The 12,565-nt window shown below is 61.0% G+C and carries 11 protein-coding genes; 2 read left to right on the top strand and 9 right to left on the bottom strand.

Going from position 1 to position 12,565, the window contains the following annotated elements:
* Positions 1-21: 21 nt before the first annotated feature.
* From ACI3K0_RS15835 to ACI3K0_RS15870, 8 genes are all read right to left on the bottom strand, one after another.
* The gene (locus ACI3K0_RS15835) at positions 22-1,428 is read right to left on the bottom strand and encodes a mannitol dehydrogenase family protein (RefSeq protein WP_404945611.1); all 1,407 of its coding nucleotides are present in this window, start codon (positions 1,426-1,428) and stop codon (positions 22-24) included.
* A complete protein-coding gene (gene uxuA / locus ACI3K0_RS15840; RefSeq protein WP_404945612.1) occupies positions 1,425-2,624 on the bottom strand; it encodes a mannonate dehydratase in 1,200 nt (399 codons plus the stop codon). The genes ACI3K0_RS15835 and uxuA overlap by 4 nt, the downstream gene beginning before the upstream one ends.
* Positions 2,625-2,637: 13 nt before the next feature.
* Positions 2,638-3,675, bottom strand: coding sequence for an L-idonate 5-dehydrogenase (locus ACI3K0_RS15845; RefSeq protein WP_183685741.1), 1,038 nt, complete (start codon positions 3,673-3,675; stop codon positions 2,638-2,640).
* Positions 3,676-3,737: 62 nt separating this feature from the next.
* Positions 3,738-5,144, bottom strand: a complete 1,407-nt coding sequence (locus ACI3K0_RS15850; protein WP_148145081.1) for a TRAP transporter large permease — start codon at positions 5,142-5,144, stop codon at positions 3,738-3,740.
* A gap of 3 nt (positions 5,145-5,147) precedes the next feature.
* Positions 5,148-5,723, bottom strand: coding sequence for a TRAP transporter small permease (locus ACI3K0_RS15855; protein ID WP_148145080.1), 576 nt, complete (start codon positions 5,721-5,723; stop codon positions 5,148-5,150).
* Positions 5,724-5,781: 58 nt separating this feature from the next.
* On the bottom strand, positions 5,782-6,756 hold the full coding sequence (locus tag ACI3K0_RS15860) for a sialic acid TRAP transporter substrate-binding protein SiaP (RefSeq protein ID WP_148145079.1): 975 nt from the start codon (positions 6,754-6,756) through the stop codon (positions 5,782-5,784).
* A gap of 60 nt (positions 6,757-6,816) precedes the next feature.
* Positions 6,817-7,530, bottom strand: coding sequence for a FadR/GntR family transcriptional regulator (locus ACI3K0_RS15865; RefSeq protein WP_404945613.1), 714 nt, complete (start codon positions 7,528-7,530; stop codon positions 6,817-6,819).
* 93 nt (positions 7,531-7,623) lie between these two features.
* Entirely contained in the window at positions 7,624-8,682 is a 1,059-nt protein-coding gene (locus tag ACI3K0_RS15870; protein WP_148145077.1) for an Ldh family oxidoreductase, read from the bottom strand.
* 118 nt (positions 8,683-8,800) lie between these two features.
* Here ACI3K0_RS15870 and ACI3K0_RS15875 point away from each other — a divergent pair, with 118 nt between their 5' ends.
* Both ACI3K0_RS15875 and ACI3K0_RS15880 read left to right on the top strand, forming a co-directional pair.
* A complete protein-coding gene (locus tag ACI3K0_RS15875) occupies positions 8,801-9,823 on the top strand; it encodes a GntR family transcriptional regulator (protein WP_183685743.1) in 1,023 nt (340 codons plus the stop codon).
* Between the two features lie 25 nt (positions 9,824-9,848).
* Positions 9,849-10,967: a mandelate racemase/muconate lactonizing enzyme family protein gene (locus ACI3K0_RS15880; RefSeq protein WP_206826819.1), complete on the top strand. Its 1,119-nt coding sequence runs from the start codon at positions 9,849-9,851 to the stop codon at positions 10,965-10,967.
* Between the two features lie 82 nt (positions 10,968-11,049).
* Here ACI3K0_RS15880 and ACI3K0_RS15885 read toward each other — a convergent pair whose 3' ends face one another.
* Positions 11,050-12,375 (bottom strand): dicarboxylate/amino acid:cation symporter, encoded by a 1,326-nt coding sequence (locus ACI3K0_RS15885; protein ID WP_148145074.1) that lies wholly within the window; start codon positions 12,373-12,375, stop codon positions 11,050-11,052.
* Positions 12,376-12,565: the final 190 nt, after the last annotated feature.

Below are 12,565 nucleotides of genomic sequence, written 5' to 3' on the forward strand. Positions count from 1 at the left end.
GGGGTGTCGGAGAGGCCGAGGTCAGAGCCATTTGGCGACTTCCGCGTTAACGAGATTACGCCAGCTGCGGGACTGGGCGAGCGAGGGCGGGATGAGGCCATCGATGGCAACGAAGCTTGCCGTGTAATCCTTCGGATCAGCTGTCTCTGCGGCTGCCAGAAGCTCGTCGCGGCGCGGATCGTTGCAATCCTTGAAACGGATCAGCGCGGCGATCCACAAGCCGATTACACGGGCGAAGCTTGCGCCATCAGATCTGTTGGCGAGCGCGTCCATGGCTGGCGAGAAGATGCGCTGCGGCAGTTTCTGGCTGGAATCCATGGCGATCTGGATGTTGCGATGAGCGATCGCCCGGTTGCTGAAACGCTCGATCAGCTGGTCCATGTAATGATCGAGATCGATGCCGGGGACCGGATCGAGCGTTGCCGCTGCTGCGCGCATATGGTCCCGCGTCATCGCCACGAATTCTGGCACGGCCATCACGTCGCGCACGCATTCCAAACCTTTCAGCAGGCCGAGATGGGCGATCATCGTGTGCGAGCCGTTCAGCAGCCGCAGCTTCATCTTTTCATATGGTTCGACATTTTCGACGAACAGCGCGCCGCCGGCTTCCCAGGCGGGGCGGCCGGAGACGAATTCGTCCTCGATCACCCATTGCATGAAGGGCTCGGTGTCGAGTGCCAGCGCATCGTCGACACCGAGCAGGCTTTTGGCGCGGGTGCGGGTGTCGTCGGTTGCGGCGGGCACGATGCGGTCGACCATGGAGGAGGGGAAGGTGACTTCTTCCGCGATCCATTTCGCCAGTTCGGGATCGCGGCGTTCAGCCATGTCGAGAACCAGCCGCTTCACCACCTTGCCGTTGGACGGGAGGTTGTCGCAGCAGAGCACGGTGAAGGGGCGCATGCCCTTGTCGCGCCGCGATGCGAGGCCGGCGACGAGATAGCCGATTGCGCCGACCGGGGCTTTGGGATTGGCGAGATCGTTGGAGACCGCGGGATGCGCCTCATCGAGACCGCAGTTTGTCGGATGCAGGCCATAGGCCTTTTCCGAGACGGTGAGGGTGACGACATGGATGAAGGGGCTGGCGAGATAAGCGAGGACGCGCTCCCTGTCAGTGGCGGCGCAGAGCCAGTCGACGGTTGCGCCGATGACCTCGCTCGTGTCGCCATCGCTGTCGCGTACGGTGATCGAATAGAGGCCGTCCTGCGCTGCCAGCGCATCGACCGGTTCGGGCGAGCGCAGGTTGACGGCGACGATGCCCCAGGGGCCGAATTCGCTCTCCAGCGCACGCTGGGTATAAATGCCTTGATGCGCACGGTGGAAGGCTCCGAGGCCGAAATGCAGTATGCCGGGGCGAAGTTCGGAGCGGTCGTAGCCCGGTTGGGCGACGCTGGCGGGAAGCTGCGTTTCGGAGGAAAGATGGTTCGTCATCGGCCAAGTCCGAACTGGCTGTGGCTCAATGCCCGTTCGATGCCGCGCAGCTCCGCCAGCCCCTTCAAGCGGCCGATGGCCGGATAACCGGGCTGGGCACCGCGGGTGAGATCGTCGAGGATTTCCTGGCCATGGTCGGGGCGCATGGGAATCTGGTGATCCTCACGGCCCTCCGCCTTGCGGCGCGTCTCTTCGGTCAGAAGTGTGGCGATGACGGCGACCATGTCGGTGCCGCCTTCCAGATGCTCGTCCTCGAAGAAGGAGCAGGGCAGGCTGTCCTCGTCGCGGGTGACATTGCGCAGATGGACGAAGTGGATGCGGTCGGCAAAGCGGGTGGCGATCTCAGCCAGATCGTTATCCGCCCGCGCGCCGAGAGAGCCGGAGCAGAGCGTCACGCCATTGGCGCGGCTATCCACCTGACGGAGCATGTGGGCGTAGTCGTCGCCGGTCGAGAGGATGCGCGGCAGGCCGAGAAGCGGCCACGGCGGATCGTCTGGATGGGCGCAGATGTTGATGCCGACCTGTTCAGCGATCGGGGTTACTTCCGAGAGGAAATCGATGAGATGCGCCTGCAGTTTGGTGGCATCGATGCCCTGATAGGTGCGGAGTTTTTCGCGCAGTTGATCGAGCGTATAGCCATCCGCGGAGCCCGGCAGGCCAGCACCGATATTCTTGCCGAGGGCTGTAATGCGGGCTTCGTCCAGTGCGGCGAAGCGTTTGGCGGCCTCCTCCTGAATTCTCTCCGGGTAATCCAGTGCTGCACCCGGTCGCTTGAGGATATGGATATCAAAAGCAACGAAATCGGTGAAATCAAAGCGCATGGCCTTGGCGCCGTGTTTCGTTTCCCAACGCAGGTCGGTGCGGGTCCAGTCGAGGACCGGCATGAAATTGTAGCAGACCGTCTTGATTCCGGAGGCCGAGAGGCGGCGTAGTGTCTCCTGCCAGTTCTTCACATGCTCGCGCCAGTCGCCGGTCTGGGTTTTTATCTCTTCCGAGACCGGCACGCTCTCCACCACGTCCCAGAAAAGGCCGCCTTCGCGGATCGCCTGATGGCGTTTTTCGATCTCTTCGGCGGGCCAGACGGCGCCGGTCGGTATGTGATGAAGGGCGCTGACAATGCCCTCGGCCCCTGCCTGGGCGGCGTCTCTCACCGTGACCTTGTCGACCGGTCCGAACCATCGCCATGTGTGTCGCATCTGTCTTTCCTTTTTAGCTGAGCGCGATCTGGACCTTGCAGGCGGCGGTGCGATCACCGGCCTGCAGGAAGGCTTGAAGCGCCTCGTCGATCGGGAATGTGTGGGAAAGGATCGGACGGACATTGATATCCCTGGCGCCGATCAGTTGGACGGCGCGGGCGAATTCCTCGTGGAAACGTTGCGAGCCGCGCCAGACGATTTCCTTGCCGACCAGCATGTTGACCGGAACCGACAATTCACCGGTCACGCCGACCTGCACGATCGTGCCGCGTGGTTTGACGCACTGGAATGCCGAGACGAGGGCAGGGCCGGCGGCCGAGCATTCGAACACGGTGTCGAACGTGCCCTTGTCTTTTTGATAGGGGGTAAGTGCATCGGGCTTGGAAACGTTGATCGTCTTATTTGCGCCCATGGCCGGGCCGCGCGACAGGGCAGCGTCGGCAAGATCGGTAACCGTGATCCTTTCGGCACCTGCATGGCGGGCTGCGGCGACAACCAGCAAGCCGATAGGGCCGGCGCCGGTGACGAGCACGTTTTTGCCCGCAAGATCACCGGCCTGGGCCACCGCATGGAGGCAGACAGCCAGTGGTTCGGCGCAGGCTGCCTCGGCGGCTGAGGCTTCGCCTTCCACCGGAAAACACTGGATTGCCGGGACGATAAACTGTTCGCGGAACATGCCCTGCTCATGGGGAAGACGCATGGCCGAGCCCATGAACTTCATTTCGAGGCAATGGATCGGCTGGCCGATGCCGCAATAATGGCAGTGGCCGCAGGGTTGCGACGGGTTGACGGCGACGAGCGTGCCGGGGGCGAGGCCGGTGACGCCGGGGCCAACCGCCTCGATATAACCGGAGGCCTCGTGGCCGCTGATGATCGGTTCGCGTACACGCACCGGGCCGAAGCCGCCGTCCTGGAAATAATGGAGATCGGACCCGCAGATGCCGCCCCGGGCCATTTTCAGCCGAACTTCACCGGGGCCAGGCTCGGGGCATTCCTGCGTTTCGACGTGCAAGTCCTGCTTGCCGTAAAGACGAACGATCTTCGTCAACATGTCTCATGCCTTCACATTGGAATGGAGTGCCTGCGCCGCCTAGCGGCGCAGGCGGGTTATCATCAACGGATCAGGCCCATCTCGGTCGGCAGCCACAGCGTGACGGCCGGGACGAAGGTGATGATGATCAGCGCCACGAACAGCGGCACCAGCCAGGGCAGGATCGCCATCGTCGTGCGTTCGACCGAAAGTTTGGCCACACGCGAGAGTACGAAGAGCACCATGCCGAGCGGCGGATGCAGGAGACCGATCATCAGGTTCAGCGTCATGATCAGGCCGAAATGCACCGGGTCGATGTCGAACTGCAGAACCAGCGGCAGCAGGATCGGCACGAGGATCGTGATGGCCGCGATCGTATCAAGGAAGCAGCCGACGAACAGCATCAGGAGGTTGACCAGGATGAGGAACACCCACTTGCTGTCGGTAAGGCCGGTGATGGCCGTCGAGAGCAGCTGGGCGGTCTGGCTGACGGTGAGCAACCAGGCAAAGACCGAGGCTGCAGCAACGATGAACAGAACCGAGGCCGTGGTTTCGACCGTGTCCATGGTTGCCTTGGCGAGGCTCTTGAAGGTCATTGTGCGATAGCGCACGAGGCCGAGGAACAGCGACCAGAGGACGGCCGCAACCGCCGCTTCCGTTGGCGTGAACCAGCCCATCGTCATGCCGCCGATCAGGATGACCGGGGTCATCAGCGCCATGACGGCCGAGAAGTCGAAATACCAGTCGGCGGCGATGAGGACGATGAGGGCGATGCCGACCGCAAAGTTCAACGAGAGGCCCATCAGCGTCAGGAGATAGATGCCGAGCGGCACCATCATGACGACAACGACTTCCAGCGAGGCGCCGAACAGGTTGCGGATGTTAAACGGCGTATCCGAACCCCAGCGTTTGATGAAGGCGAAGACGGCGACTGTGACCATCATCAGCACCGTCATGACGACGCCGGGCACGATGCCGGCCATGAACAGCGCGCCGATCGAAACGTTTGCCATCATGCCGTAAATGACGAAGGGGAGCGACGGCGGGAAGATGGGTCCAAGCGTTGCCGACGCGGCGGTGACGCCGACCGCGGCTTCGACCGGATAACCGTGATCCTTCATCGCCTTGATTTCGATTGTGCCGATACCGGCAGCATCGGCAAGCGCCGTGCCGGACATGCCGGAGAACACCACCGAGCCGATGATGTTGACCTGCGCCAGACCGCCCTTCATCCAGCCGACGAGGGCGACGGCGAAGGAATAGATGCGGCCGGTGACGCCGGCGACATTCATCAGGTTACCGGCAAGGATGAAGAAGGGAACGGCGAGAAGCGGAAAACTCTCGACGCCGGCGATAAGGCGCTGGGCGGCGATGATATCCGGCGCGACGTCGTAGAAGATGATGTAGGACACTGACGACACGGCCATCGAGATGGCAACCGGCACGCCGAGAAGCATCAGCGCCAGAAAAGAACCGATGAGAAGCAGCATATCTCAGCCCTCGCTCTGGAAGGCTTCGGGTCGCTCGAGCACCGAATAACCGCGGCGCATATTGGCGATGAAGACCTGAATGGAACGGAACAGCATCAGGACGAATGCCGCGAGCACGGAATAGAAGATGATGTCGCGCGGAAGGTCGACGGTGACCATTTCCTCGCCAGCAACGACTTCCATGTAACGCCACATCAGCCAGGAGCCGTAGGCGAAGAAGCCGATGCGGATGATGTCGACAATCGTCGCCATGACGCGTGTCACACGGGCGGGCAGATAGTGGTAGAGCACGTCCACCTGGATGTGGCGCGACATCCGCACACACATGACTGAGCCCAGAAACACCACGCCGATCAGGCAGTTGACGGCGATTTCCTCGGTCCAGGCATAGCTGTCGTTCAGGACGTAGCGAGTAAAGAATTGCAGGAAGACGCAGCCCGTCATCAGCCAGAATAGGCCGAGCGTGATCCAGTCTTCGAAGGCGTAGACCTTGAGATCGACTTCGGCGGGGGCCTCGTCAAAGGTATGCGCTATCTCCTCAGGAGTGACCTGAGTGTGAATTTCCTGTGCTGTCGACATGAGTTTGTCCCATTCAAGAGAAGCCGGCGCGGTCGTCTTTCGACCGCGCCGAACGGGATCATTTGATGGCGCGGATCGCTTCCCAATCGGACTTCTCGTAGCCGAAGTCCTCGAACTTGACCTTTTCGAGCACGTTCTTCTCGAAGTCGGCCTTGTCGACCTCGACGACGTTCAGGCCGCGTTTCTTGAAGTCGTCGACCAGAGCCTTTTCACGCTCCTCGATAATCTTCGTGGTCTTGGCGGCAGCTTCCTGCATGACGTCGCGGAAAATCTGCTTGTCTTCGTCAGAGAGGCTCGCCCAGCGGCTTTTGGAGATGACTGTGTTGAGATGGTCGACGATATGGCCGGAGAGAACGATGTTCTTCTGAACTTCGAAGAATTTTTTCGCTTCGATCGTCGTCAGCGGGTTTTCCTGGGCGTCCACCGTGCCGTTCTGCAGCGCGAGATAGACTTCGGCGAATGCGATCGGCGTGGTGTTGGCACCGCAGGCGCGCGGCATTGCGAGATAGGCCGGCACGTCCGGAACGCGCATCTTCACGCCCTTCAGGTCGGAGCATTTGGTGATTGCTGTGTTCGAAGTCGTGTGGCGAGTGCCGTAATAGCTGACGGCGGTGATGACGTTGCCGGTCTTGTCCTCATACCCCTTGGCAAGGCGCTTGAAGACGTCGCTCTTCGTGTAGGTGATCAGATGGCTCGGATCACGGAAGATATAAGGGAAATAGGTGACGCCGATCGGCTTGAAATCGCGGGCGGCGAAGCTCGAACCCGAGATGATCATGTCGACAGTGCCGAGCTTGAGGCCCTGGTTGATGTCGGCTTCCTTGCCGAGCTGTGAAGCCGGATAGACGTCGATCTTGTAACGTCCGTTCGTGCGCTTGGCGATTTCTCCGGCGGCCCATACCGATTCCGTGTGGAAGGGTTCGGATGTCTCGTAGACATGCGCCCATTTCAGCGTTTCCACCGCGTGTGCCGACATTGCCGACGCCACGATGACTGCCGCTGCACCGAGCAGCGTCTTCAATCTTGAACTCATTCTGTCCTCCCGAATTGCGTTCAGATTACTCCCTAACCGGCCGCCTCCTCGCGGTCTCGGTCACTCCTCTCTCGTTGGCTCCTCTCCGAAGCTTTCCGAGAATCTCTTTTGCGAAAGCGTCAAATGCATGCGCATCGCTTCGCGTGCCGCTGCCGGGTCTCCTGCCGCCAGCGCGTCGCGTATGATCCTGTGTTCATCCAGTGCTGCCCGCCATGTGTGGGGGCCTTCGAAATAGCTTGCCAGCTTTTCGAAGAAAGGCGAGGCGCGCTTGTCGTAGATCAGGCCGATAAAGACATTGAGCGACGAATTGCCGATGATGTCGGCGATTGCCGTATGAAAGGCGCGGTCCAGCGCCAACGCCCGCTCGGAGTTTTCCAGTACGCCTTCCATCTCTTCCAGAATGACGTCGAGGCTTTGAATGCCTGCCTCGTCGACGCAACGTGCGGCCTCTTCCGCAATAGCGCTTTCGATGATGCAGCGGGCCTGCAGGATTTCGAACGGGGCTTCGCTGTCGTCTGCGGCGAGAACCTTCGGCGCTCCTGCAGCCTTGGGGCTGACATATACGCCTGACCCCATGCGGATCTGCACCAGACCCTCGACTTCGAGAACGATCAGGGCTTCTCGCACGGTCGGACGTGATACGCCGAGCCGCTCGGCCAGCTCGCGTTCGGCAGGCAGTCGCTCCCCGACGGCGATCTCTCCCGACTGGATGAGTACACGAAGCTGTTCCGCGGCCTGGCGATAAAGCCGGCGTGGTTCAAGCGCGACAAACATGAAAACCTCCTGACGCGTCTCTCCTCCCGCGTCATGTGGTCAGATTGTCTTACCAATTATCATTCGTCAAGTGGGCTCCTCACAGAAACTTGTTCAGGCCGGCATCGGAACGTTGTAGGTCCCGGACAGCTCCAGAAACGCGGCTCTTGTTACCGGATCGAGCTCGACGCCATGAGCATCGCGATGGCGTGCGACCTTCCATTCGCGGTCGCCAGGCGCCATGACGGATGCGCCGGCACGGGCAGGCGATGTCCGCAGCGTTTCAACATAGCGTTTTATGCCGGCCTCGAAGGTTGGTCTGTCGACGAAGGCTTCGGGCTGGATGGCCATGACGAAAGCCCCAAGCAGGCGCGGAGTCTCCATATCCTCACCCATCATCGAGGGGATGTCGAAGCTTAGACGCATGCCGGTGAGCACTGCGCTGAAGATTTCCGCGATACCGGCAAGGCCGGCACCCTTGAAACCGAAGGCGTCACCCAGTGGGGCGAGCATTTCGGTCAGATGCGGGTCCGTCGTGTTGATGCCGGCTTCGTCAGACGCGACGCCCTCGGGCAGCCTTGTCCCGGTACTGCGATAAAGCAGGACACGATTGAATGGGACGGCGCTGGTCGCCATGTCGAGGAACCACGGATCTTCACCGGCAATCGGGACAGCCATCGAAATCGGGTTGGTGCCGTGGAAGCGCGAGGCACCATCGTGCAGCCGGACAAAACTGTCGGAGTTGCAGAAAGACAGGCCGATCATACCATGTCTGGCGGCCTCGACCGAATAGGCGCCTGCCGCGCCGAAATGCGAATTGTTGCGGACGCCGACGGCGCCGATGCCGAATTTTCCGGCGAGATCGATTGCCCGCGCCATGGCGGCATAGGCAGGAACGGCGCCTTGGGCATGGTCGCCGTCCAGCGTTTCCACCGCGCCGAAACCAGCGACTTTGCGGATGTCAGGGTTCTTGTTCAGACGGCCGCCTTCGAGAGCCTTGATGTAGTGGGCAAGCAGGCGGACGCCGTGGCTGTCCACGCCGCAGCGCGTGGCGTGCATGAGGGCGCGCGTCGTCGCGTCAGCCGTCGCATCGTTGGCACCGCAAGCGGTCAGGACCTGACGGCAAAAGCGGTCGAGATCCGAAAGCGAGACTGTCTGATGAACAGCATCCATGGCATTTCCTCGAAATTATTGTCTTTTGTGTACACTAGACATTCTTGCTTGCGAATGTAAATGAATGAAAGACGGTCGGTTGCGATTTTCGCCAGGACGGCATCATGGGGACGGTGAAATGACGGAGGGGCCGAGTGATGCCGTATCGGGGCGTTCGCCCAAACTCTACCAGCGAGCTCTTGCGGTGGTCGCGTCGGAAATCCGCTCCGGTGGGTGGCATGACGCCGCAAGGCTGAACGAGACCGCCATTGCGAAAAGGTTCGGCATCAGCCGGGCGCCGGCACGACAGGCCCTGTCGGAACTGGAGGCGCTGGGGCTTGTCCGTAAATCCGAGGGGCGAGGATATCAGGTTGTTGCAGGGGGTGGATCTACCAGCCAAAACGTTGGCGACGCGGTCGATACTTCCGGCCCGGACGACATGCAGCTTCATTTTCTGGCGAGCTGGGAGCTGATCTACCGGCAGGTGGAGATGGAGATCGTCTCCCGAACATCGATCGCCAGCTGGCGCATCAACGAGGTGGCGCTGGCGAAAGCTTTCGGGGTGAGCCGTACGGTTGCCCGCGAGGTTGTGGCGAGACTGCAGCAGCGCGGCATCGTCAGCAAGGATGATGCCGGTCGCTGGCATGTGCCGGCACTGACCGCAAGGCATGTGAACCAGCTCTACGAATTGCGATGGACGCTTGAGCCGCTGGCGCTGCAGCAGGCCTTTCCGCATTTGCCGGATGAGGTGCTGCCGGCCCTGTTTATAGATCTGCAGCACGCGATCAACGCGGGAGATGCGGCGGATGGCGCGATGCTGGACGCGGTCGAGCTGCAGCTTCACGGCCAGTTGCTCGGCTACTGCGACAATGCTCCGCTAATGCAGGCAATCAGCCTGCCGCAGGCCGTTCTGGTCGCGCATCACAGACTCTACCAGCCCAAGACGCCGCCGATCACCGACGAGCCGTTCCTGCTGGAACATGTCGAGGTTTTCGAGCGGCTGATGGCGGGCCGGGTCGCGGATGCCGGTGCGGCGCTTGCCAATCATCTGAAAATCTCGCGGGAGCGCGCCATGCTGCGCATTGCCAATGCCGCGCGCGGCCTGTCATTGCCGAATGTGGCCTATCTGGAGCGCCTGCGAGACGTCGAATTCAGTTTGTGATCATGATCATCGGGAGGAGCCGACATTGAAGATCAAGTCCCTGGAACCATTCATCCTTCATCTGCCGCTGACATCGGCGTCGATTTCGGATTCGACCCACAGCATCACCCATTGGGGCGTGGTCGGGGTGGCGATCACCACGACGGATGGGCTGACCGGCTACGGTTTTACCGGCACCCATGCGCATCTGGCATCCGACCGGCTGATCACGGCCTGCATTCGCGACTGCTATGCGCCGCTTCTGATCGGTGAGGATGCCAATGATCATCAACGGCTCTGGACCAAGCTTGCGCGTTATCCGTCGCTGCAATGGGTCGGCCGGGCGGGGATCACGCATCTGGCGCTTGCTGCCGTCGATGTGGCGATCTGGGACCTGAAGGCGAAGAAGGCGGGACTGCCGCTCTGGGCTTATCTCGGTGGCGCAAGGACCGACGCGCTTGAGGCCTATAATACCGATATCGGCTGGCTGTCATTCTCGCTGGACGATCTTCTGTCGGGTTCTGCGCGTGCGGTCGAAGAGGATGGATTTACCCGGATCAAGCTGAAGGTCGGCCACGACGATCCGAATGTCGATGTCCGCAGGCTTGCGGCCGTGCGCAAACGGCTGGGGCCGGATATCCGCATCGCGATCGACGGCAATGGCAAATGGGACCTGCCGACCTGCCTGCGCTTCTGCGAGCGGGCGCGCGATCTCGATATCTACTGGTTCGAAGAGCCGATGTGGTATGACGACGTGGAGAGCCATCGTCTGCTGGCGCGGTCCTCGACCATTCCGGTGGCGCTCGGCGAGCAGCTTTATACGGTCGATGCATTTCGCAGCTTCATCAATGCCGGAGCGGTTGCCTATGTGCAGCCCGACGTGACGCGGCTTGGCGGGATTACCGAATATATCCAGGTGGCCGATCTGGCGCTGGCGAACCGGCTGCCTGTCGTGCCGCATGCGGGTGAGATGAGCCAGGTGCATGTGCATCTGAGCTACTGGCATCCGGCATCGACCATTCTCGAATATATCCCCTGGATCAAGGATCATTTCGAAGAACCGGCGGATGTCGTGGGCGGGGTCTACAAACGGCCTGAAAAGCCGGGTGCCGGAACGACGGTGCTGGCCGACAGTTTTGCGCGGTTCGGCAAAAGTCTTGGCTGACAGCCGGTGGTAAAAACAGATCTGCCGCCCGGAGGCGGCAGATTGGGGTGGGGGATCTCACCCCATTCAAGCCTTGGGAGGCTTATTCGGCGGGCTGCAGGTTGCCCGGCACGGTGACGTTGGAGCCCTTGGCGAGGGCGGCGTCCAGCATCTCCTTGTCGAGTTCGCCTTCCCAGCGTGCAACGACGATGGTGGCAACCGCATTGCCGACGAGGTTGGTCAGCGCGCGGCATTCCGACATGAAGCGGTCGATGCCGAGGATAAGCGCCATGCCTGCGACCGGAACGGACGGAACGACCGAGAGCGTTGCAGCAAGCGTAATAAAGCCTGCGCCGGTAATGCCTGCAGCACCCTTGGAAGAGAGCATTGCCACGAGCAGAAGCAGGATCTGGTCCATGAGCGAAAGGTCGATGCCGGTAGCCTGGGCAATGAACAGCGCCGCCATCGTCATGTAGATGTTGGTGCCGTCGAGGTTGAAGGAATAACCGGTCGGGATGACCAGTCCCACAACCGAGCGCTTGCAGCCGGCACGTTCCATCTTCTGCATCAGGTTCGGCAGGGCAGCTTCCGAGGAGGAGGTGCCGAGCACGAGAAGCAGTTCTTCCTTGATGTAACGCAGCAGGGCGAAGATCGAGAAGCCGTTATATTTCGCCACCGCGCCGAGGATCACGACGACGAACAGGATCGCGGTGATGTAGAACGACAGGATAAGGAAGGCGAGGTTGGCAACCGAACCGATGCCGTATTTACCGATGGTGAAGGCCATGGCGCCGAAAGCGCCGATCGGGGCGGCCTTCATCAGGATTGCGACGAGGCGGAACATCGGGGCGGTGAGCGCAGTCAGGAAGTCGTAGACCGGCTTGCCCTTTTCGCCGACCATGCCGAGCGCGATGCCGAACAGGACGGAGAAGAACAGCACCTGCAGGATATCACCCTGCGAGAAGGCGCCGACGATCGTGTCCGGGATGATGTTCATCAGGAAGCCGGTGATCGTCGTCTCATGCGCCTTGGTGGCGTAGGCGGCGACTGCCTTGCCGTCGAGCGTTGCCGGATCGATGTTCATGCCGGCACCCGGCTGCAGCAGGTTGCCGACAATGAGGCCGACGATCAGGGCCAGCGTCGAGAAGGTCAGGAAGTAGAGCATCGCCTTGCCGGCAACGCGTCCAACCTTCTTGAGATCCGACATGCCGGCAATACCGGTGGCGACAGTCAGGAAGATCACCGGTGCGATGATCATCTTGACGAGCTTGATGAACGCGTCGCCGAGCGGCTTCAGGCTGGCGCCGAAATCAGGCCAGAAATGGCCGATCAGCATGCCGATGACGATAGCGGTCAGTACCTGAACATAAAGCTGGCGGTACAGCGGCAGCGGGGCACGCGGCTGCGTGGAATCGGGTATTGCAATCATTTTGTCCTCCATCGCACCACAACCAACCAGCTGGCTCTTCCCGGGCGCATTGATGTCGGAAGCAAGGCAGCAAGAGGTGTGCCAGTTTGCCGCCTGTGGCATAACGTCTTGATTGCAATCAATTAAATTGTGTTTCGCCATTTGTTGGTTGAGATTTGAGCGGATTTCCGCACGGTCATATTTGTATTGT

Origin of the sequence: Rhizobium sp. ZW T2_16 (genome assembly GCF_044987325.1) — a bacterium.
GTDB classification, from domain to species: Bacteria; Pseudomonadota; Alphaproteobacteria; order Rhizobiales; family Rhizobiaceae; genus Neorhizobium; species Neorhizobium cellulosilyticum.

Excerpts from the sequence above, each read along its gene's own strand:
- ACI3K0_RS15835 (WP_404945611.1), bottom strand. The coding sequence starts at position 1,428 with ATGACGAACCATCTTTCCTCCGAAACGCAGCTTCCCGCCAGCGTCGCC.
- uxuA (WP_404945612.1), bottom strand. The coding sequence starts at position 2,624 with ATGCGACACACATGGCGATGGTTCGGACCGGTCGACAAGGTCACGGTG.
- ACI3K0_RS15845 (WP_183685741.1), bottom strand. The coding sequence starts at position 3,675 with ATGTTGACGAAGATCGTTCGTCTTTACGGCAAGCAGGACTTGCACGTC.
- ACI3K0_RS15850 (WP_148145081.1), bottom strand. The coding sequence starts at position 5,144 with ATGCTGCTTCTCATCGGTTCTTTTCTGGCGCTGATGCTTCTCGGCGTG.
- ACI3K0_RS15855 (WP_148145080.1), bottom strand. The coding sequence starts at position 5,723 with ATGTCGACAGCACAGGAAATTCACACTCAGGTCACTCCTGAGGAGATA.
- ACI3K0_RS15860 (WP_148145079.1), bottom strand. The coding sequence starts at position 6,756 with ATGAGTTCAAGATTGAAGACGCTGCTCGGTGCAGCGGCAGTCATCGTG.
- ACI3K0_RS15865 (WP_404945613.1), bottom strand. The coding sequence starts at position 7,530 with ATGTTTGTCGCGCTTGAACCACGCCGGCTTTATCGCCAGGCCGCGGAA.
- ACI3K0_RS15870 (WP_148145077.1), bottom strand. The coding sequence starts at position 8,682 with ATGGATGCTGTTCATCAGACAGTCTCGCTTTCGGATCTCGACCGCTTT.
- ACI3K0_RS15875 (WP_183685743.1), top strand. The coding sequence starts at position 8,801 with ATGACGGAGGGGCCGAGTGATGCCGTATCGGGGCGTTCGCCCAAACTC.
- ACI3K0_RS15885 (WP_148145074.1), bottom strand. The coding sequence starts at position 12,375 with ATGATTGCAATACCCGATTCCACGCAGCCGCGTGCCCCGCTGCCGCTG.